The organism is Rahnella sp. ATs2, from assembly GCF_051851855.1.
Taxonomy (GTDB): Bacteria; Pseudomonadota; Gammaproteobacteria; order Enterobacterales; family Enterobacteriaceae; genus Rahnella; species Rahnella variigena.
This window is the reverse complement of record NZ_JBLYPL010000002.1, coordinates 250,781-271,562: the sequence shown is the minus strand read 5'-3', so window position 1 is coordinate 271,562 and position 20,782 is coordinate 250,781. Positions and strand designations below refer to the sequence as shown.

Sequence of the window (20,782 nt, the reverse complement as noted above, 5' to 3'; positions counted from 1 at the left end):
GCAAGAATTGATCCACACAGGGATGTGTTTACATGCGCTGACAAAAAGAGAGAGATGTGTCGCAAACCCGCATTTCGTCACACTTCATTGCTATAAAACGTCACGCTGTTTAGAACGGAACGCGCTAGTGTAGCGCCGGTTGTTCTAACACTTCATTCACTAAGGAAGCATCATGTCAGCATCTCTTTATGGCAGTACGGCAGCACAGTTTGTTCGTGGATTAAAGAATCTTTCAGCCTTGCTGGAAAAGGGCGCTGCATGGGCAAAAGAAAACGGAAAATCAGAAGAAGAAGTCCTGAATACCCGTCTGGCCGAAGATATGTATCCGCTGGCGCGTCAGGTGCAAATCACCAGTGACATGTCGAAAGGCGCAATTGCCCGTCTGTCGGGCATTGCCGCACCGGCGATGGAAGATAATGAAGTGACGTTTGCCCAGTTGCAGGAACGTATCGCCAAAACGCTGCGCTTTATTGAAAGCGTGGATGTCGCGAAACTGGAAGGCGATGAATCCCGCGAGATCGTGGTGAAAGGCCGAAACCATGAACTGAAATTCACCGCGCACAGCTACGTCACCGTCTTTGCCGTGCCGAACTTCTATTTCCACATCACTACCGCCTACAACATTCTGCGCCACCTGGGCGTGGATATTGGTAAGGCGGACTTTATCGGCGGGAATTAATCACCACTGTCGAATAAAAAATGCCCCGGCTGAAAAGTCCGGGGCATTTTTTTGTCATGTAACAATTTTTAGTCATGCAACAAATAGGTATCGGCATCGCGCCAGGCGGGGAAAGTTTCGCGGTAATCCTGTAACGCTTCCAGTGATAATTCGGCCTCAATAATCATCGCCGAACCCGGTTCTGCCCGCGCCAGTTCTTCACCTTGCGGATTAATGATCAGGCTGTCGCCGCTGTAATAATGACCGTTATCGTCATGGCCGACGCGGTTGCAACCGGCAACATACGCCTGATTTTCGATGGCACGGGCGGCGAGCAATGTCTGCCAGTGACGGCTGCGTGGGGCAGGCCAGTTGGCGACGTAAAGCGCCAGGTCGTAATCCTGACGATTGCGTGAATACACAGGGAAACGCAGGTCGTAACAGACTTGCGGCAAAATACGCCAGCCGCGCCATTCGACGATTTCACGACGTTTTCCGGGCACATAATAATTGTGTTCACCGGCCATGCGGAACAGGTGACGTTTATCGTAAAAATGCACGTTGCCCTGCGGCTCAACCAGCAGGAAACGGTTCACCGCGCCTTCCGTGGTGCTCAGCGCCACACTGCCACCGATCATCGCACCGAGTTGTTTTGCCCATTGTTGAAGCCATTGCACCACACGCGATTCCGGCAGCGCGCTGCCCGGTGCCTGCATGGCAAAACCGGTGGTAAACATTTCAGGCAACACAATCAGGTCACGGCCGGTCAGCGCACCGAGCAGGCCGTCGAAATGCGCGAGGTTTGCCTCGCCGTCCAGCCACACCAGCGGCTGTTGCAGTACGGACAGTTTTAAAGTTGACACAGGCGCTCCGCGGCAGCGTCCAGCGTGGCTTCCTGTTTGGCGAAGCACAGCCGGATCAGTTTATGTGGGAAAGGTGCGGCGCAGAATACCGACATCGGAATGGCCGCTACGCCGACATGTTCAGTCAGCCAGTGGCAGAATGCCACGTCGTCTAAATCGGACACGTCACTGTAGTCGACCAGCAGGAAATAGGTGCCCTGACTGGGTAACACTTTCAGACGGCTGTTCGCCAGCCCCTGCGCCAGACGGTCGCGCTTGGCCTGATAAAAGGCCGGTAATTCCTGCCAGTGTTCCGGCGCTTCACGCAGCATATCCGCCAGCGCCAGCTGAACCGGCGTGGTGATGGAGAAGGTCAGATACTGATGAACCTTGCGCAGTTCGGCACTGATAATCGCCGGTGCGATGCAGTAACCTACGCGCCAGCCTGTCATGTGATAAGTCTTGCCGAACGATGACACCGCAATAGCACGCTGACGCAATTCGGGATGACGCAGCACGCTGGCGTGACCTTGCGGTGCAAAGCAAATGTGCTCGTACACTTCATCGCTCAGCACGAAAATGTGCTTATCCGCAATGGTCTGCCAGAGTTGTTCGACGTCGCTGTCGCTCCAGACCGTGGCCGACGGATTATGCGGGGTGTTGATGATCACCAGCTTCGTGCGGTCAGTGATCTGATCGGCGAATTCCGCCCAGTTCACTTTAAATTCCGGCGGCTGTAGCTGAATGCGTTTCATCACGCCGCCCGCCAGTTCCACCGCCGGGGCGTAACAGTCATAGCTCGGATCAAAAGCAATCACTTCATCACCTTTCGACACCAGCGCGGTGATGGCGATATACAGTGATTCGGTCGCGCCCGCTGTGATGGTGATGTCGGTGTTGGCGTCCGGCGCATAGCCGTAAATCAGTTCGGTTTTCGCGGCAATCGCTTCACGCAGTGGCGCGGTGCCGGTCATCGGAGCGTACTGGTTCGAACCCTGACTGACGTGATACGCCAGACGATCCCTCAGATATTGCGGGCCGTCGAAGTCAGGAAAACCCTGCGACAGGTTAATCGCATTGTGTTTCTGCGCCAGAGCACTCATTTGGGTGAAAATCGTGGTGCCTAAGGCAGGAAGTTTACTTTCGGGGATCAATGCTGCTGTGCTCATGGCGGGTCAATACTCCTGGACCGTTGACCTGACAGGCGTCAGGTGTGCAAATAGCGATGTTGCTGACAATATAACACGATGTTAATATTTGGCAATCGAGACGCTTAGATGGCTAAATGCCAATTCGGTCTAAGGCACTTAACTTTTTATATATCGCTGTTTCACGCCAAACTCAGTCCCTCAACGCACCGGTTTTACAGGATAAAAATGACAGAGAATTTGCAACTGGGCGCGCTGCTGGCGGCCTGTCACTGGATTGGTCAGAAGGGCTGGAGCCCGGCGACGGGCGGTAATATGTCTGTACGCGAAGGCGATGCCCATTGCCTGATCACCGAATCAGGAAAAGACAAAGGATCACTGACCGCAGAAGACTTCCTGCTGGTGGAACTGGAAAGCGGCCTTGCGCCGGGTGGTCGTCGTCCTTCGGCGGAAACCGGGCTGCACACGATGCTGTATTCCCGCTATCCTGAAACAGGCGCGGTGCTGCATACCCATTCGGTCAACTCGACCGTGTTATCGCGGGTTGAGCGCAGCGGCGCGCTGGTGCTGGAAGGCTACGAGATGCAAAAATCGCTCAGTGGCCAGACCTCGCACCTTGATCAGGTGGTGATCCCGATCTTCGACAACAGCCAGGATATTCCTGCGCTGGCGCAGAAGATTATTGCCTCGTCAGAGCACGCGCCGTTGCAGTATGGTTTTCTGCTGCGCGGCCACGGGCTGACCTGCTGGGGACGGGATGTGGCCGAAGCGCGCCGCCATCTGGAAGGGCTGGAATTCCTGTTCCAATGTGAACTGCAACGTCGCCTGCTGGAGGCTAAATGATCCGCGCTATTGTCACTGATATTGAAGGCACCACCACGGATATCCGTTTTGTGCATCAGGTGTTATTCCCTTACGCCCGCCAGCGTCTGGCGGAGTTCCTTCGTCATGAGCATGAACAGCCGGACGTCGCAGCGGCGCTGGACGCCTTACGCGCTGAAATCGACCGGCCACAGGCCAGCGTCGAAGCGCTCATCGAACAGCTTTTTACCTACATGGACAACGACGTGAAATCGACGTCGCTGAAAGTCTTGCAGGGCATCATCTGGCGCACGGGTTATGAGAATGGCGATTTCCGCGGCCATCTCTATGACGACGTCGCGCCGCAACTGGAAGGCTGGAAAGCCGAAGGCCTGAAACTTTGCGTGTATTCCTCCGGTTCGGTGGACGCGCAAAAACTGCTGTTTGGCTACAGTGATGCGGGTGATTTAACCCCGCTGTTCAGCGGATATTTCGACACCCGCGTCGGGGCAAAGCGTGAAACGGAGTCGTATCAGAACATCGCCGAGCAACTGATCCTGCCGCCGCAGGATTTACTGTTTTTATCGGACATCCGTCAGGAACTCGATGCCGCGCGCCTGGCAGGCTGGCATACCTGTCAGCTGATCCGTGATGACGCTGACGAGCTCAGCGATCACCTGCAAGTTAATCGTTTTGATCAGATAGCCTTAGAAACATTCTTATAAGAGGGTTGACCATGAGTGCATTGACGATTTTTAGTGACCAGGATCCTTCCGCACCGGTCTGGGAAAGCCGCGACGGCGACGCCATTGCTGCCGAACTGAGCAAAATTGATGTGCGCTTTGAGCGCTGGCAGGCTGATCGCGATTTAGGTGAGAACCCGCAACCGCAGGACGTGATTGCCGCTTATCAGCATGAAATCGATAAACTGGTCGAAGAAAAAGGCTATCAGAGCTGGGACGTGATCAGCATGCGTCCGGACAATGAACAGCGCGACGTGCTGCGCACCAAATTCCTTTCCGAGCATACGCATGGCGAAGATGAAGTACGTTTTTTCGTTGAAGGCGCGGGGCTGTTTTGCCTGCACCTGAATGGCAAGATTTTCCAGATCCTGTGCGAGAAGAACGATCTGATTTCCGTACCGGCCAACACCCGCCACTGGTTTGACATGGGCGGATCCCCGTCATTTACCGCGATCCGCGTGTTCGACAATCCGGAAGGCTGGGTGGCGCATTTCACCGGCGATAAGATTGCGGATGCGTATCCGAGGATGGGGGAGTAAGGGGGCCACGTCTCGCAGAAACAAAAAAACCACCGAAAGGTGGTTTTTTTGTGCTGGTCAGGTTAGCGGCCTTTCCAGCGGGCTTCGTTACTGATGTAACGCAAGCGCAGACTAGCGGGAGGGATAGTCTACTTTTTGAACTTATTTGTCAAGGATCCTGGCAATGCGTGTATGATGACGCCGGGCCTTTACGCCGTCTTAGCAAACGGGCACCGGTTTCAGAAAAGGATGTCCAACGACCGTCAACGCAGGCGCAGACTAGCGCTTGTTTTCACGGAGATATCACCGGTGGTGTTGACGTGAAGCGGTCTTTGCAAGGACCGCACAATGAAACGGTACATCTGTATCTTTCTCGTTGTCACCGGCGCGACGCTGACACAAGGGAAGGGGAGCTGGAGCATTTCCAACAACTCTCTTAATGTGATCATTAACGCACCGGGCAAGTAAGCCAGAAAGCCGTCCCGCAAGGGACGGCTTTCTTCAGGCCTTTAACGCATTACCTGCTTACCATAATTCGGTGAGCGTGGGCCGTACAGCAGGCCGTCGGTCTGAGATGCACTCAGCAGACGGTAGCTGGTGAGCCCGGCGATATCATGACCTTTGTCGGAAATCGTGCTGGAGATTTGCTTCACCGCAGCCTGAACCAGCATGCCGATGATCCCGCCGTTGTTGTTGTCATTTTCGCTGTCAGAGGCAGTGGCGTTACCTGTCCACAGCACTTTGCCATTGCGTAAATCCACCAGTTTGGCATTAGCGGTGACACGGGTTTCGCTGGAAACCACCATGTAGCTGCTGCCGTAGCTGGTGATATCAATGTAAAGCGCGGCATCCGCACCGAAAATTTCACGCAGTTTGGCGGCGCTGACTGAACGAATATCTTCCGCACCGGTTATGCCGTTCTGCTTGAAGGTTTCTTCAACGACAGCCACCGGGAAGACATAGAAGCCGTCTTCTGCCAGCGGTGCCGTGACAGTTGAAAGCATGCTGTGGCTGGCGTTCACGTCCGGCGAATGGTTCACCGGCGGCAGGACCAGAATCGATCTCGGTTTGCTTTCTTTAAACGCGGTGTAATCGTAAGACGCTTTTTTCGCGCAGCCTGTCAGCAACAACGTCAGCACCATACCGGTCAGCAGGAATAAACGTTTCATTTAACACTCCCTTTATTTTTCAGCAGGAAATCCATGTAGGTTGCTGACTCAGGAAATAAACTTTTCTCAGTATTGAATTCCTGAAATGCCAGATCGGTATGACCGGTATTGGCATAAAGTAATCCCAGTTGGGCGTGCAGGCCTGGTGGAACGGCTTTACCGGTTGCACGGGATTTTTCAATCGACTCTTTTAATGACGCGATTTGTTCTTCCGGGCCGACTTTGTCACCCTGATAATACTGGTAAACGGTCTTCTGATAGTTATCCCAGTTATATAATGATGTGTCAGCCTGTTTTGCACAGCCCGCTAATAATAACGCTAGGGTAAAAAATCCACCTTTTAACACGGCGCGTTGGGTTTTACGTAATGTCATTTGATAATATCCGTATTATTAATTAGCCGGACGCCATGCGCCGCTTTCGATCCCATTCACCAGGTTATTCACCGCTTCACGAATTGCTAAATCCAGCACTTTGCCGTTTAAGGTAGAGTCATAACTGGCAGTACCGCCGAAACCAATAATTTCACGGTTGGACAGGGAATACTCGCCTGCGCCCTGTGAGGAATACACCACTTCAGAGGTCTGAACATTGACAACATTCAGGCTGACTTTAGCGTAAGCGATCTGTTGCTTACCGCGGCCGAGGATGCCCCACAACTGGTTGTCGCCGACTTCTTTACGACCAAACTCAGTCACATCACCGGTGATGACGTAATTAGCACCTTTCAGCGTTTGTGCCTGGCCTTTAATTCCGGCTTCTTCTTTAATTTCAGCCATATTGGTGCGGTCTAAAACATTAAAGCGGCCAGTTTGTTGCAGGTCAGTCACCAGAATAGTTTTAGACTGATTGCCCAGACGATCGACGCCGTCAGAGAAAATGCCACTCATATAGCTTGAGCGGTTATCGAATTTTCCGACAGAAATCGGACTGCGGGGGCCATTATATTGCGTGTTATAAGAAGCGACTTTCTGAACTTCAACCGTGCGGGATGATTCTGTTGCACACCCTGTTAATGTGCCTGCCGCAATCATTGCCGACAAAATGAAAACTGATTTCATCATGTTACTATTCCTTGTCAATTTAATTTTTATTAACGGGCAAAGGTTGCTCGTGCCAAATTAAAATAATTTGACTTAATGTTATTCCAATAAGTAGCAGGAGATATTTCACTTAAAACGATGAATTATCTCAATAGCCATTTTTACCCTTTTCGGTCGCGGAATACCGGCGCTGAAAGAGAGTAAAATTTAAAATTGGCTAATGATAATCCTAACAGATATTGCTTTTCGATTTCCTTACATTAATGGATTTTCTTTATCATTAGCTCAAAAAAACAGCGCCTGCAGGCGCTGCATTATTTACCAGAGGGTTAACGCAAGGCTCGTCTGAAGAACCCTTCCCGAACCTGATCCGGCGTCACCACGCCCACATCCAGCACCCATCCGCTGATCAACTCTGCAGGCGTCACATCAAATGCCGGGTTATAAACCTGTGCGTCCAGCGGTGCCCATTGTACGGAACCAAAACTGCCGGAAACGCCGGTGACTTCGCTTGCGGCGCGCTGTTCGATGGGGATAGCGGCACCGTTCGGACATTGCGGATCGTGCGTGGTATGCGGTGCGGCGACGTAGAACGGAATGCCGTGATATTTCGCCAAAACCGCCAGGCTGTAAGTGCCGATTTTGTTGGCAACATCGCCATTCGCAGCAATGCGGTCAGCGCCGACCCAGATAGCATCGACGCGCTTTTGTGCCATCAGGCTGGCGGCCATCGAATCGCAAATCAGCTGATAAGTAATGCCCAGCTCACCGAGTTCCCAGGCGGTGAGACGTCCGCCCTGTAACAGCGGACGGGTTTCGTCCACCCAAACCTGTTCTACATTCCCCTGCTCATGGGCGCGGCGGATCACCCCGATTGCCGTACCGACGCCTGCCGTTGCCAGCCCGCCGGTGTTGCAATGGGTCAGCAGGCGGCTGCCGGGTGTGACCAGCTTAGCGCCATGTGTGGCAATGCTGTCGCACAATGCCCGGTCCTCATCCACCAGACGCAACGCTTCTTCTGATAACGCCTTCACGTAATCAGGTTGTTGCAGCGCGGCTTTCATCCGGTCGAGATTGTTCATCAGATTCACGGCGGTCGGGCGCGAGGCACGCAGCGTGTCCAGCGCATGATGTAATTCATCCTGCGCCATTCCCCGTTCAGCCAGCAGCGCCAGCAGCAGGCTGGCGGACAAGCCAATCAGGGGTGCACCACGCACGCGCAGGGTGCGGATGTGATCCACCAGTTCGCTGACGTCACGACATTCGCGCCAGTCAGACCGTTGCGGCAGGGCTTGCTGGTCGAGGATCCACAGCTGGTTTTCACGAATACGTAAACTGGTGGTTGTGAAGCTTTGCATTATTGGTTAAATCCTTGTTGCCCGGTTGCATCTGGTCACTTATTCTGCCAACATGAGTAACGGATGTATAGACGTCTAAACGCTTTAAAGGCTAAAAAAGAATTCGAGAGGTCAGGATGTCGCGCTACTACACATTTACCGCCAAAGATGCCGTTGAATATGCCCGTCAGTTTGGCGGCGTGGCAGATCCGCACTCCCTGGTCACTGCCGATGAAATCGGTGACGGAAACCTGAATCTGGTGTTTAAGATCCGCGATACTGCGGGTAAAAGCCGGGTGATCGTCAAACAGGCGCTGCCGTATGTGCGTTGTGTGGGTGAATCCTGGCCGCTGACTTTAGATCGTGCGCGCATTGAAGCAGAAACCCTGATCATCCACGGTCAGTATTGCCCGCAGCATACGGTCAGCGTTTTACATCACGACGCAGAACTGGCGGTGATGGTGCAGGAAGATCTGTCGGATCATCACATCTGGCGTAGCGAGCTGGTGCAGGGGAAATACTACCCGCAGGCTTCTGCCCAGCTGGGAGAATATCTGGCGCAGACGTTGTTCCATACCTCGGATTTCTTCCAGAACGCGCAGACCAAAAAAGCCGAAGTTTCCCGTTTCACTAATCCTGAATTGTGTCAGATCACCGAAGATCTGTTCTTTACCGATCCGTATGTCGATCACGAGCGCAATAATTTTGATGCCGTATTGCAGCCGGAAGTGGATGCGCTGCGTGCGGATAAACCGCTGCGACTGGCGGTGGCTGCGCTGAAACACCGTTTCCTGAGTAAAGCGGAAGCGTTGCTGCACGGCGATATTCACAGCGGGTCGATTTTTGTCGCCGAAGGTAAACTGAAAGCCATCGACGCGGAATTCGGTTATTACGGCCCGCTGGGATTTGATCCGGGTTCGGCAATGGGAAATCTGCTGCTGAACTACTGTGGCCTGCCGGGACTGGTCGGGGTGCGTGAAGCGGCAGATGGCCGTGAGCAGCGCCTGAAAGATGTGCGTGAACTGTGGCTGAGCTTCTCGGAGCGTTTCCTGCAACTGGCGCGGGATAAATCCCAGGATCCGACGCTGGCGGAGCCGGGCTATGCGGAAGTTTTCCTGCAGGAAGTCTGGCACGATGCCGTCGGGTATTGCGGCGCGGAGTTGATCCGCCGCACCATCGGACTGGCGCACGTCGCCGATCTCGATACCATTAAAGATGCTGCGATGCGCGCCGATTGCCAGCGCCACGCGCTGAGCCTCGGACAAAAACTCATTCTGACTGCACAACAAATCGGCGATGTGGAGTCACTTATTGCGCGGATCCGTCAGTTCAGCTAATCCTGTAAGATTCTTGTATAATGCCCGCCTTCGAGGTGCGTAGGGGTAAACCCGGTGGCATTTCCTCGGTTTACTTTTAACAGGAATACAGAATTATGATGCATAACCATGTCTTGCGCAGCGTGCGCTACATGCTGGATTTGAGCGAAGGTCAGTTGATTGAGATCCTTAAAACGACCGGTACGCCTGTCAGCCCAGAAGTGATGTCGCGCTACCTCAAAAAAGAAGACGAAGAAGGCTACATGGAAGTGCCAGACGAAGTGATGGCAAACTTCCTTAATGGCCTGATCACCTTCAAACGTGGTAAAGACGATCGCTTCCCTGCGCCGGAAGTAGAAAAGCGTCTGACCAATAACATCATGCTGAAAAAATTGCGCGTGGCGTTTGAGCTGAAAACCGAAGACATGATTTCCGTGCTGACTGCGGCAGATTTCAAAGTCTCCGAAGGCGAACTGAGTGCGTTCTTCCGCAAGGAAGGCCACAAAAACTACCGTCCTTGCGGCGATCAGGTAATGCGTTATTTCCTGAAAGGGCTGACGGCGAAAGTCCGTCCTAAGAAAGGCTGAATATAAAGTATTCATGAAATAAATATTTTCACAGAGAATACTTCATTAGTGAATAATAAGCGGGAGCCTCAAAAAAGGCTCCCGTTTTACGTTTATTGATTCTGTAATTGCGGAATTTCGTTATTTCCTTTCTCACTTCACGTTTTTTTAGTTTATTTTTGACAGAGTATTAATCCGGAAACTATCTTCATCCCTCGCCGTAATACCTCTGGGCACTATTTTAAAAAAAATAAAACACCGCTGTTAATTGACAGGCAGCGGTTAAATTTTATAGTGAAAAGGATATCTTATTATGACAAAAATTAAAGCGCTGGCCTTGTTCGTTGGATTTGCCGTTTCGGGTTCTTCGGTCGCCGCGGCGTCTCAAAGCAGTCTCGAAGCCCGCATGGCGCAACTCGAACAGCGTCTGCAGCAGGCAGAGACGCGAGCAGAAACGGCAGAAAAGCAAATTGAGCAGCTCAAACATCAGGACATCAAACGCGAACAGGAAATTGCTATCGTCAAAGAAGCTAATCCTGTTGAAGTTAAAAAAGATGGAATATCGAAAGACAAATTATTAACACTTAATGGATTCGATAATTTAAAACTGTATGGCGATGTGGAATTTAATGTCGACGGCGCAAGTCGTACAGGGCAATTAACCTCTGTGCGAACCAGTGATAATAAAAACTGGAAACCGGGAAATAATGAACGCTGGGATGTTAACGGACGGTTATTAATCGGTCTGGATGGTTATCGCCGTAATGATAATGGCCAGTTCTCTGGTTTCTCTGTACAGCCAACGGCTGACCTGAATGGCTCGATGAATCTTGATGATGCTGCCTTCTTCTTCGGTGAGGAAAAAGACTGGATGGCAAAAATCGGTCGTTTCGAAGCCTACGATATGTTCCCGCTTAATCAGGATACTTTCATCGAATACTCCGGGAATACCGCCAACGACCTGTACGCCGACGGTTATGGCTATGTGTACATGATGAAAGAAGGGCGCGGGCGTAGTGACAGCGGCGGCAACATCATGCTGAATAAAAATATCGGCAACTGGTATTTCGAGCTGAATACCTTGCTGGAAAACGGTTCAGCGCTGTTTGCCGAGCAAAACTATCATGGCAACGAACTTGAGAATGACAAAAACGTTGCCTATCTGCGCCCGATCATTGCCTGGAAGGGGGATGCCTTCTCGGTTGCGGCGGCAATGGAAACCAACGTGGTGAACAACGCGTATGGTTACACCAACGATAAAAACGAATTCGTCGATCAGTCCAAACGTAATGGTTACGGTATGACAATGACCTGGGACGGCCAGAAAGCTGACCCGGAAAATGGCGTGGTAGCAAACCTGAGCACGGCGTATATGGATGCGTCGGATGAGAAAGACTTCACCGTCGGTGCCAATGCGTTGTGGAAAAACTTCGAACTGGGTTACATCTACGCGCACAACAAAATTGAAGACTTCAACACTAGTGGCATTCGCGAATCCGATTATGACGATGACTGGTTCGATGAGCCGGGCAGCTACGACATCCATACCGTTCACGCCAGCTACCTGATCCCGAACGTCATGAACATGGAAAACTTCAACGTCTACCTGGGCGCGTACATCTCCATGCTGGAAGCGGATAAAACTTACAGCAGCGATGATGACAGTGACCAGAGGTATGGGGCGCGGGTACGCTTTAAATACTACTTCTAAATTACCCATCATAATTCTGGCTGCAGATGCGTTGGCTTCGCGCACTTACCCCAGTCACATAGTTATCTATGTTCCTGGGGATGCGTTTACTTGCCGCCTTCCTGCAACCTGAATCCTTTAGGGTAATACGTGTGTATCTTCATAAATAATAAAAGCCTGAGTGCGTAAACACTCAGGCTTTTTTATGACTTAACCGTTAAATCAGGCAGCTTCGGTGTGGCGGGGTTTCGCCTCAGCCTTTTTTACGCTGTCTTTCTCCGCTTCAGGTTTTTGCGCAGCCAGGGCGTCCGGCTCAAACTCATCGACGTTAATGGAACGCAGACGGCTTTCTTCCGCACGGCTCAGGATTCGGGCGTCATCAGCGCTCAGATGACCAGCATCCAGACCTTTTTGCGCCAGAATATCCAGACGGGTGAACGGCAGCTTTTTACCCATCGCTTCGCACAGACGTTTGTGAACCGGCTCAGCGGCCAGAATATCCTGCAACGCTTCTTCCAGCAGACCGACCGGATTGTGCTCGCTTGGCGTCAGATACTGACCACGACCGATGCGGCTGCGGGTCTCAGATGGCAGCTGCAGAATGCGCGCCAGTTCGTGATCCAGACGGTCAGACGGTGCGGCATGTGAAAGCCCCAGCGGGAAAATCACCAGACGCATCACACCCGCCACGAAACGGTTCGGGAAGTTACGCAGCAAATCGTCGATAGCCACTTCAGCCTGATGCAGACAATCCTGCACGCCCCAGTGAACCAGCGGTAAATCCGCTTCGTTACAACCTTCTTCGTCATAACGTTTCAGCGTCGCCGTCGCCAGATACATCTGGCTGAGGATATCGCCAAGACGGGCGGAAATACGTTCGCGACGTTTCAGACTGCCGCCGAGCACGCCCATGGAAATATCAGACAGCAGCGCCAGATTAGCGCTCAGACGGTTGATGTGCTGGTAGTAACGCGCCGTTTTGTCGTTAACCGGTGTGTCACTGGTGCGACCGCCGGTCAGACCGAGCCAGAAGCTGCGCATATTATTACTGCCGACATGGCCGATATGCCCGAACAGCGCACGGTCGAAATCAACCAGATCGTTTTTCTCAGCGGCCGCCATTTCACGCAGAACATAAGGATGGCAGCGGATCGCGCCCTGACCGAAGATGATCATGCTGCGGGTCAGAATGTTGGCACCTTCCACGGTAATCGCAATCGGCGCGCCCTGATAAGAACGGGCCACAAAGTTGCTGGTGCCGAGCATAATGCCTTTACCGCCGGTGATATCCATCGCATCCATCACGGCGCGCTGGCCACGGTGAGTACAGTGGTATTTCACGATAGCCGACAGCACCGCCGGTTTTTCGCCGAGCATAATGCCGTTGGTAATCAGGGTTGCAGCGGCGTCCATCACATAAGCGTTACCGGCAATGCGTGCCAGCGGTTCTTCGATGCCTTCCATTTTGCCGATAGGCAGTTTGAACTGACGGCGGATATAGGCATATGCGCCGGTCGCCAGCGCCAGAGATTTCAGGCTACCCGTGGAGTTAGACGGCAGGGTAATACCACGACCGACAGACAGACATTCCACCAGCATACGCCAGCCCTGACCGGCCATTTTCGGGCCGCCAATGATGTAGTCGATCGGCACGAAAATATCGTGGCCGCGCGTCGGACCGTTCTGGAACGGCACGTTCAGCGGGAAGTGACGATGGCCAATTTCGACACCGGCGGTGTCGGTTGGGATCAGCGCACAGGTAATGCCCAGTTCAGTTTCGTTGCCGAGCAGGTGATCGGGGTCTTTCAGTTTAAACGCCAGACCCAGCACGGTGGCGATAGGGGCCAGCGTGATGTAGCGTTTGTTCCAGGTCAGACGCATACCGAGGACTTCTTTCCCCTGCCACTGGCCTTTACAGACGATACCGAAATCCGGAATAGCACCGGCATCAGAACCCGCTTCCGGGCTGGTCAGGGCGAAACAAGGGATTTCCAGACCTTCGGCCAGACGCGGCAGATAGTGATCTTTCTGCTCTTCGGTGCCGTAATGTTGCAGCAATTCGCCCGGGCCGAGGGAGTTCGGCACACCGACGGTGATCGCCAGAATACCGGATACACCGGCCAGTTTTTGCAACACACGCGCCTGAGCGTAAGCGGAGAATTCCAGGCCGCCGTATTCTTTCTTAATGATCATCGCGAAGAAGCGATGTTCTTTCAGATACGCCCACAGTTCCGGCGGCAAATCTGCCAGTTCATGGGTTATCTGGAAGTCATTCGCCATGCGACAGGCTTCTTCAACCGGCCCGTCAATAAAGTGTTGCTCTTCTTCGGTCAGTTGCTGTTCAGGGTAATCCTGCAATTTTTTCCAGTCAGGCTTACCGCCAAACAGATCGCCTTCCCACCAGGTCGTTCCGGCTTCAATAGCTTCTTTTTCCGTGCGTGACATGGCAGGCATCACTTTACGGAAGGTGCGCAGGGCAGGGGCTGAGAACAATGAACGACGCAGGGCAGGGATATTGAACGGCAGCAAAATGATCGCCAGCGGCACCAGAAGCCATAACGTCCACAAATTAATGGCACCCATGGCAGCGGTAAACGCCAGTAAAATCAGGCTGCTAAGGGCAAGATTGACCTTGTGGTAGAACAACGCACCAAGGATCACGACAAATGCAACAATGCTAAGAACCATCATAGTAAAGCTCCTGAGTAGTAGGAGGTCTGACCTGTTGTAGGGATACAATGGTTTTAGTTCATGCTCATTTCTTTATCAATGTGTTTACATACTAATTACAACACAGCTCACAAACCGGCCGCACGAAGCGTCAAAAACAGAAACTATCGGAATCATTACCGCTTCATTGCTTCTCGCTGTTTCGGCTTTCCGTTAAACTGCACAGCGGAACGTTTTATTGCTATCGGCCGTGCGTAAACCGGCTGCAAATGGACATAAAAGAGGCTGCTATGTACCAGGATATTATCCGTACTGAACTGAACGAAGCTGCTGATACGCTGAATAAATTCATCAGCGATCCGGCAAATATTGAGTCTATTCAACGTGCAGCAGTGCTGCTGGCAGATTCATTCAAAGCGGGTGGGAAAGTAATTTCCTGCGGCAACGGCGGTTCACATTGTGACGCCATGCATTTCGCGGAAGAGCTGACCGGCCGTTATCGTGAAAATCGTCCGGGCTATCCGGCGATTGCCATTTCTGACGTCAGCCACATCTCCTGCGTCGGCAACGATTTCGGTTACGAATACATTTTCTCCCGTTATCTGGAAGCCGTTGGCCAGAAAGGTGACGTTCTGCTGGGGATCTCCACTTCTGGCAATTCTGGTAACGTGATCAAAGCTATCGAAGCTGCCCGCGCTAAAGGCATGAAAGTCATTACCCTGACCGGTAAAGATGGCGGCAAAATGGACGGCTCAGCCGACGTGGAAATCCGCGTTCCGCACTTTGGTTTCGCTGACCGCGTGCAGGAAATCCACATTAAAGTGATACATATCCTGATCTTATTGATCGAAAAAGAGATGGCAAAATAATTCGCCGCACGTGGGTAATACGGCGTTGAAATCTGGCTCAGAATGCTCATTTACTCTATGTAAACTCCGCTTCTTCGCCAGATTTCGCTTTGTCTTTCCTGAGTGCAGCGCATTATAAGAATAATAAAAGGAGGCAGGTGATGTGCGAATTGCTCGGGATGAGCGCTAACGTCCCTACTGATATTTGTTTCAGTTTCAGTGGATTAGTGCAGCGCGGTGGCGGGACTGGTCCGCATAAAGACGGCTGGGGCATTACCTTTTATGAAGGCAATGGCTGTCGTACTTTTAAAGATCCGACGCCAAGTTTTAATTCGCCCATTGCCCGCCTTGTTCAGGAATATCCGATCAAATCCTGCGCGGTGATTTCTCATATTCGTCAGGCAAACCGTGGCGAAGTGGCGCTGGAAAATACCCATCCGTTCACCCGCGAACTGTGGGGACGCAACTGGACTTACGCGCACAACGGCCAGCTTCGCGGTTACCGCCAGCTGGATACCGGCACGTTGCGCCCTGTCGGTCAGACAGACAGTGAATACGCTTTTTGCTGGTTGCTGCATAAACTCACCCAACGTTATCCGCGCCGCCCTGCAAGCTGGCCGCCGGTGTTTCGCTATATTGCGTCGCTGGCTGATGAGTTACGGCAGAAAGGGGTGTTTAACATGTTGCTGTCGGACGGTAATTTCGTGATGGCATACTGCTCGACGAATTTGCACTGGATCACGCGGCGGGCGCCTTTCGGAAAGGCAACGTTGTTGGATCAGGATGTGGAAATTGATTTTCAGCAGCAGACGACACCGAATGATGTCGTCACCGTGATTGCCACGCAACCGCTGACCGCAAACGAAACCTGGAACAAGATTGCCCCAGGTGAGTTCGCGTTATTTCATCGGGGCGAACGCCAGCTGTGAGGACAGCGGGGTGTTAGACAACGGTTGCAGCACTTCATATTTACCGTCAGTGACCACAACATTCGGTGGCTGATGGTGTTTCTCAAAGTACGCATATCCCGGTTGTAACTGGCTCCAGAAGCTGTAGTAGCTTGAGTTTTTGTGCGCCTTCATGTTGGCATCGGTCATTTTGAACGGATAAATGCTGATCTGCAGATTACGCTGCCCGAACTGGAATGCCGCCTGCACATAGGTAAAGATTTCGTCCATGTAGCCGTCGGTCATGGCGTAGCAACCGATAGACTTACAGTTTCCGTGGATCATCAGATACTTACCTGAATAGCCCTGCGAGATGTCGTAAGCATTGGGGAAACCGATGTTAATGGCGCGATAAAAGCGGCTGTCAGGTTTCAGGTGGTGAATATCCACGTTGTAGAAACCTTCCGGGCTTTTGAAATCACCTTCGCGACGTTTATTTCCCAAACCGCCGGAAAAATCGCAGATGCCGTAACTGCCGATCAGACGAAATTCGCCGTCGAGTTGGGCATACAATTCGAGTTTACGTTCTTGTTTGAAGATCTGGATATAAACCGGAGCGCCTAACAATTGCTTTTTAAGCGTCGCGTTGACCGGGACAGCATCGCTGGCCACGGCGTAATTTGCTGTAAATAAAGGCAAACTGAGGAGCATCGCAAGAAACAGCGCGATTCTGATCATTCTAAATCCTGCTTGGTAATAATGTCGATTATTGTGTCTACAGCGGAACTGCCTGTAAGACCGCCACTGATTTTCTTCTTATGTACTGCCTGTCTGAAACGATGCCATATTAATACTGATTAATTTTTTAGCAATCACCAAATAATGAATAATGAATTTCACAATCGGAAATTTATTACCTTGCCATGAATGGTGATTAATTAAGCGAAATTAACCAACATTTTCTGTGTTGGAAATCTCCGCACTCAACTGTATACTTATACAGTCATTGGGGGAGGGCTATGCGTAAAATCATTCATGTGGATATGGACTGCTTTTTCGCGGCCGTCGAGATGCGCGACGATCCTACCCTGCGCGATATTCCAATCGCTATCGGCGGCAGTCGTGACCGCCGTGGCGTCATCAGTACCGCCAATTATCCAGCCCGCAAATTTGGCGTACACAGTGCAATGCCTACCGGCATGGCTCTGAAACTTTGCCCGCATCTGAAAGTCATTCCCGGCAGAATGGACGCCTATAAAGAAGCGTCAAACCACATTCGTGAAATCTTCGCGCGTTATACGCCATTGATCGAACCGTTGTCACTCGACGAAGCTTATCTGGATGTTTCCGACGCCACCCAATGCAATGGTTCCGCCACACTTATCGCCGCTGAAATTCGCCAGGCCATTTTCGATGAAATCAATCTGACGGCTTCTGCGGGCATTGCGCCGATAAAATTTCTGGCAAAAATCGCCTCAGACCTGAATAAACCCAACGGCCAGTTTGTGATTACGCCCGATAAAGTGGACGCGTTTTTACAAGATTTGCCGCTGAGCAAAATCCCCGGCGTCGGCAAAGTCACCGCCCAGCGGTTGCAGGAGCAGGGGTTGATCACCTGCGGTGATGTACAGCGTTACGATCTGGTGAAACTGCTCAAACGCTTTGGCAAGTTTGGACGCGTGTTGTGGGAACGCTGTCAGGGGATTGATGAGCGTGAGATTTCCCCCGAGCGGTTGCGTAAATCCGTCGGTGTGGAACGTACGCTGGCCGAAGATATTCACAGCTGGGAAGAGTGCGTGGCGCTGATCGAACGTTTGTACCCCGAACTGCAAACGCGCTTAAGCCGCGTCAGTCCGGATCTGCGCATTGCGAGACAGGGTGTAAAACTCAAATTTCATGATTTCCAGCAGACCACGCAGGAGCACGTGTGGCCGGTGCTGAATAAAGAAGATTTACTGAAAGTCGCGCGTGATGCCTGGGAACAGCGGCGCGGCGGAAGGGGAGTCAGGCTGGTGGGGTTGCATGTGACGTTGCAAGATCCCCAAATCGAGCGGCAGCTTCTTCTTCCCTGGGAATGATCCCCGTCATCCTTCAAACTGTCTCTGCGTTGGCTGCCTTCGCAAACCCCGGTCACATACTTGTGTATGCTCCCGGGGATTTACTCAGTTGCCGCCTTAATACAGCCCGAATGATTTAGGGGATCGATCGAGTATTAACTGCGTTCAGGAATCGCTTTCAGCAGGGCCGTCAGCAGTTTCCAGTACAGCTCGACGCTGGCAATTTCAACCTGCTCATCCGGCGAGTGCGGGCCGGTGATGGTTGGCCCGATGGAAACCATGTCCATATCCGGGTACGGTTTTTTGAACAGACCGCATTCCAGACCGGCGTGGATCACCATGATGTTCGGGGTTTTATTGAACAGCGTCTGGTAAGTTTCACGCACCAGCGTCATCACTGGTGAGCTTGGCTCAGGTTTCCAGCCAGGGTAGCTGCCTTTTGCCAGACTTTTCGCGCCAGCCAGTTCACTCAGTGAATTGAGCATGCTGACCACATATTCTTTGCCGCTGTCGATAAGAGAACGGATCAGACTGTTGATCGCTACTTCGTCATCTTTCATGGTGACAACACCGACGTTCAGCGAGGTTTCTACCACGCCTTTCACGTCATCACTCATGCGGATCACGCCGTTTGGCGTCGCGTTCAGCAGGGCAAGGAATTTACCCTGAGTTTCCGCGGTCAGCGCTTTCGTGTTGCTTTCAGCCGCTTCTGCCACCAGAGCAATTTTCTTCTCAACCGCTGACAGTTCAAACTGAATGGTCGCCAGGAATTCCTGTGCTGCTGCTTTCAGTACGTCTGCTTTATCCGCAGCCACTGCCAGAGTTGCAATCGCTTCACGCGGGATGGCGTTACGCAGTGTGCCGCCGGTGAAATCCAGCAGACGCAGGCCCAGTGTCTCGGCGTTGTCTGCCAGGAAACGCGCCAGCAATTTGCTTGCATTACCCAGACCTAAATGGATATCAGCGCCGGAGTGGCCGCCTTTCAGTCCCTTCAGGGTCAGCTTCAGCGTGGTGAAACCAGCCGGAACCGCTTCACGGCTCAGTGGCAGTGTGGCGGTAAAATCAATGCCGCCGGCGCAACCCATGTAGATTTCGCCTTCGGTTTCAGAATCGGTGTTGATCAGGATTTCAGACTGTAACCAGTCTGGTTGCAGGCCGAATGCGCCTGCCATGCCGGTTTCTTCGGTCATGGTCAGCAGCACTTCCAGCGGACCGTGCTCTACGCTGTCATCAGCCAGAACTGCCAGCGCGGACGCCATGCCGATGCCATTGTCAGAACCCAGCGTGGTGCCGCGGGCTTTTACCCAACCGTCTTCGATGAAAGGCTGGATCGGATCTTTAGTGAAATCATGAACGGTATCGTTGTTTTTCTGCGGCACCATATCGAGGTGCGCCTGCAGGGCAACGGCTTTGCGGTTTTCCATGCCTTTCGTGGCCGGTTTACGCAGCAAAATGTTGCCGACTTCATCACGCTCAGCGTGGATACCCTTTTCCTGTGCCCATTCAACGATGTGTTTTGCCAGTTCTTCTTCATGATAAGAAGGGTGCGGAATTGAACAGATTTTGGCAAAAATATCCCACAACGGTTGTGGCGAAAGCTGAGACAGTTCAGACACTATAAGTCTCCTGTAACAGTCAGCTCATTCAGGCTCCGTTTGCAGGGGAACTGATTGAGATGCTGTAGGTTTAAGGTTAAGTAATCCCCGCCAGACTGTGTGGCGAGTGGCCTGACAGAATATCACTTAATCTTAACCTGTGCGCGGGGACGGGGAGAAATTCCGGGTTTTTTGGGGCGCTTTGACCAGATAATCGCTGGTTTTTGTGAGACGGACTCACTATAATCTCGCGCAACCTTTTTTCCCCCCATTATTTATTTAGAAGCCGTTAATTCACTGGCTGGGACACCTTTATGAGCGAAAAATACGTTGTAACCTGGGACATGCTGCAAATCCACGCCCGCACCATGGCTAAACGCCTGCTGCCGGCAGAACAATGGAAAGGCATTATTGCCGTCAGCCGTGGCGGTCTGGTCCCTGCAGCGTTGCTGGCTCGCGAGCTGTGCATCCGCCATGTCGATACCGTGTGTATCTCCAGCTATGACCATGATAATCAGCGCGAAATGCAAGTGCTGAAACGCGCAGAAGGCGACGGTGAAGGCTTCATCGTAATCGACGATCTGGTTGATACCGGCGGCACTGCGAAAGCGATCCGCGAAATGTACCCGAAAGCACATTTCATCACCATCTTCGCCAAACCTGCTGGCGCACCGCTGGTCGATGATTACGTCATCGACATTCCGCAGAACACCTGGATCGAACAGCCGTGGGATATGGGGGTCATCTTTGTGCCTCCATTAGTGGGTAAGTAATTTTCCCTTAGTGTTTATAAACGCCTGGCTTATTGCCGGGCGTTTTGCTTTTGTTGACTTGAAATCCTTTCCGCTTGACCTCACCCCTCACTTGTCGCAACGTGGTCGGGTTATAATCCCG

20 protein-coding genes are annotated in these 20,782 nt (G+C 52.2%); 11 read left to right on the top strand and 9 right to left on the bottom strand.

Features of this window, described 5'->3' with window-relative positions; all coding sequences use genetic code 11:
* Positions 1–172: 172 nt before the first annotated feature.
* Entirely contained in the window at positions 173–679 is a 507-nt protein-coding gene (locus ACJY2G_RS02945; protein ID WP_430320273.1) for a DUF1993 domain-containing protein, read from the top strand.
* A 68-nt stretch (positions 680–747) separates the two neighbouring features.
* On the opposite strand, the gene ACJY2G_RS02940 is transcribed toward ACJY2G_RS02945, so the two are convergent.
* Both ACJY2G_RS02940 and ACJY2G_RS02935 read right to left on the bottom strand, forming a co-directional pair.
* Positions 748–1,521, bottom strand: coding sequence for an amidohydrolase (locus ACJY2G_RS02940; RefSeq protein WP_113877959.1), 774 nt, complete (start codon positions 1,519–1,521; stop codon positions 748–750).
* Positions 1,509–2,669 (bottom strand): pyridoxal phosphate-dependent aminotransferase, encoded by a 1,161-nt coding sequence (locus ACJY2G_RS02935; RefSeq protein WP_279920007.1) that lies wholly within the window; start codon positions 2,667–2,669, stop codon positions 1,509–1,511. Before ACJY2G_RS02935 ends, ACJY2G_RS02940 begins: the two co-directional genes overlap by 13 nt.
* A gap of 207 nt (positions 2,670–2,876) precedes the next feature.
* Between ACJY2G_RS02935 and ACJY2G_RS02930 the strand changes: the two genes are divergently transcribed.
* The 3 genes from ACJY2G_RS02930 to ACJY2G_RS02920 are packed head-to-tail and all read left to right on the top strand — an operon-like array spanning position 2,877 to position 4,731.
* Complete coding sequence (locus ACJY2G_RS02930) at positions 2,877–3,491, top strand: methylthioribulose 1-phosphate dehydratase (RefSeq protein WP_120163205.1); 615 nt, start codon at positions 2,877–2,879, stop codon at positions 3,489–3,491.
* Positions 3,488–4,174 (top strand): acireductone synthase, encoded by a 687-nt coding sequence (mtnC, locus tag ACJY2G_RS02925; protein ID WP_430320274.1) that lies wholly within the window; start codon positions 3,488–3,490, stop codon positions 4,172–4,174. The genes ACJY2G_RS02930 and mtnC overlap by 4 nt, the downstream gene beginning before the upstream one ends.
* A gap of 11 nt (positions 4,175–4,185) precedes the next feature.
* Positions 4,186–4,731 (top strand): 1,2-dihydroxy-3-keto-5-methylthiopentene dioxygenase, encoded by a 546-nt coding sequence (locus ACJY2G_RS02920; RefSeq protein WP_120163203.1) that lies wholly within the window; start codon positions 4,186–4,188, stop codon positions 4,729–4,731.
* A gap of 488 nt (positions 4,732–5,219) precedes the next feature.
* Here ACJY2G_RS02920 and ACJY2G_RS02915 read toward each other — a convergent pair whose 3' ends face one another.
* The 4 genes from ACJY2G_RS02915 to mtnA form a co-directional block, all read right to left on the bottom strand.
* A complete protein-coding gene (locus tag ACJY2G_RS02915) occupies positions 5,220–5,879 on the bottom strand; it encodes a DUF799 domain-containing protein (protein ID WP_120163202.1) in 660 nt (219 codons plus the stop codon).
* Positions 5,876–6,253 carry a DUF4810 domain-containing protein gene (locus tag ACJY2G_RS02910; RefSeq protein ID WP_112290559.1) on the bottom strand — a complete coding sequence of 126 codons (378 nt, stop codon included), beginning with the start codon at positions 6,251–6,253 and terminating at the stop codon, positions 5,876–5,878. Before ACJY2G_RS02910 ends, ACJY2G_RS02915 begins: the two co-directional genes overlap by 4 nt.
* 18 nt (positions 6,254–6,271) lie before the next feature.
* On the bottom strand, positions 6,272–6,940 hold the full coding sequence (locus tag ACJY2G_RS02905) for a CsgG/HfaB family protein (RefSeq protein ID WP_120163234.1): 669 nt from the start codon (positions 6,938–6,940) through the stop codon (positions 6,272–6,274).
* A 311-nt stretch (positions 6,941–7,251) separates the two neighbouring features.
* Positions 7,252–8,280 (bottom strand): S-methyl-5-thioribose-1-phosphate isomerase, encoded by a 1,029-nt coding sequence (gene mtnA / locus ACJY2G_RS02900; protein WP_430320275.1) that lies wholly within the window; start codon positions 8,278–8,280, stop codon positions 7,252–7,254.
* A 116-nt stretch (positions 8,281–8,396) separates the two neighbouring features.
* Here mtnA and mtnK point away from each other — a divergent pair, with 116 nt between their 5' ends.
* From mtnK to ACJY2G_RS02885, 3 genes are all read left to right on the top strand, one after another.
* The gene (gene mtnK, locus ACJY2G_RS02895) at positions 8,397–9,596 is read left to right on the top strand and encodes an S-methyl-5-thioribose kinase (RefSeq protein ID WP_430320276.1); all 1,200 of its coding nucleotides are present in this window, start codon (positions 8,397–8,399) and stop codon (positions 9,594–9,596) included.
* Positions 9,597–9,691: 95 nt separating this feature from the next.
* Positions 9,692–10,162 carry a DUF1456 family protein gene (locus tag ACJY2G_RS02890; protein ID WP_095923134.1) on the top strand — a complete coding sequence of 157 codons (471 nt, stop codon included), beginning with the start codon at positions 9,692–9,694 and terminating at the stop codon, positions 10,160–10,162.
* Between the two features lie 292 nt (positions 10,163–10,454).
* Positions 10,455–11,852, top strand: a complete 1,398-nt coding sequence (locus ACJY2G_RS02885; RefSeq protein WP_430320277.1) for a carbohydrate porin — start codon at positions 10,455–10,457, stop codon at positions 11,850–11,852.
* Positions 11,853–12,053: 201 nt separating this feature from the next.
* Here ACJY2G_RS02885 and fadE read toward each other — a convergent pair whose 3' ends face one another.
* Positions 12,054–14,522 carry an acyl-CoA dehydrogenase FadE gene (gene fadE / locus ACJY2G_RS02880; protein ID WP_430320278.1) on the bottom strand — a complete coding sequence of 823 codons (2,469 nt, stop codon included), beginning with the start codon at positions 14,520–14,522 and terminating at the stop codon, positions 12,054–12,056.
* Between the two features lie 269 nt (positions 14,523–14,791).
* Between fadE and lpcA the strand changes: the two genes are divergently transcribed.
* Both lpcA and ACJY2G_RS02870 read left to right on the top strand, forming a co-directional pair.
* A complete protein-coding gene (gene lpcA, locus ACJY2G_RS02875; protein WP_120163197.1) occupies positions 14,792–15,370 on the top strand; it encodes a D-sedoheptulose 7-phosphate isomerase in 579 nt (192 codons plus the stop codon).
* Between the two features lie 140 nt (positions 15,371–15,510).
* Entirely contained in the window at positions 15,511–16,278 is a 768-nt protein-coding gene (locus ACJY2G_RS02870; RefSeq protein WP_112290550.1) for a class II glutamine amidotransferase, read from the top strand.
* On the opposite strand, the gene dpaA is transcribed toward ACJY2G_RS02870, so the two are convergent.
* The gene (gene dpaA, locus ACJY2G_RS02865; protein WP_112290549.1) at positions 16,249–16,974 is read right to left on the bottom strand and encodes a peptidoglycan meso-diaminopimelic acid protein amidase; all 726 of its coding nucleotides are present in this window, start codon (positions 16,972–16,974) and stop codon (positions 16,249–16,251) included. The genes ACJY2G_RS02870 and dpaA overlap by 30 nt on opposite strands.
* Before the next feature lie 281 nt (positions 16,975–17,255).
* On the opposite strand from dpaA, the gene dinB reads away from it, so the two are divergent.
* Positions 17,256–18,314, top strand: coding sequence for a DNA polymerase IV (dinB, locus tag ACJY2G_RS02860; RefSeq protein ID WP_430320279.1), 1,059 nt, complete (start codon positions 17,256–17,258; stop codon positions 18,312–18,314).
* A gap of 134 nt (positions 18,315–18,448) precedes the next feature.
* Here the strand turns inward: dinB and pepD are convergent, their stop codons facing one another.
* Complete coding sequence (gene pepD, locus ACJY2G_RS02855) at positions 18,449–19,909, bottom strand: beta-Ala-His dipeptidase (protein WP_120163195.1); 1,461 nt, start codon at positions 19,907–19,909, stop codon at positions 18,449–18,451.
* A gap of 293 nt (positions 19,910–20,202) precedes the next feature.
* Here pepD and gpt point away from each other — a divergent pair, with 293 nt between their 5' ends.
* Complete coding sequence (gene gpt / locus ACJY2G_RS02850) at positions 20,203–20,661, top strand: xanthine phosphoribosyltransferase (RefSeq protein WP_112290918.1); 459 nt, start codon at positions 20,203–20,205, stop codon at positions 20,659–20,661.
* Positions 20,662–20,782: the final 121 nt, after the last annotated feature.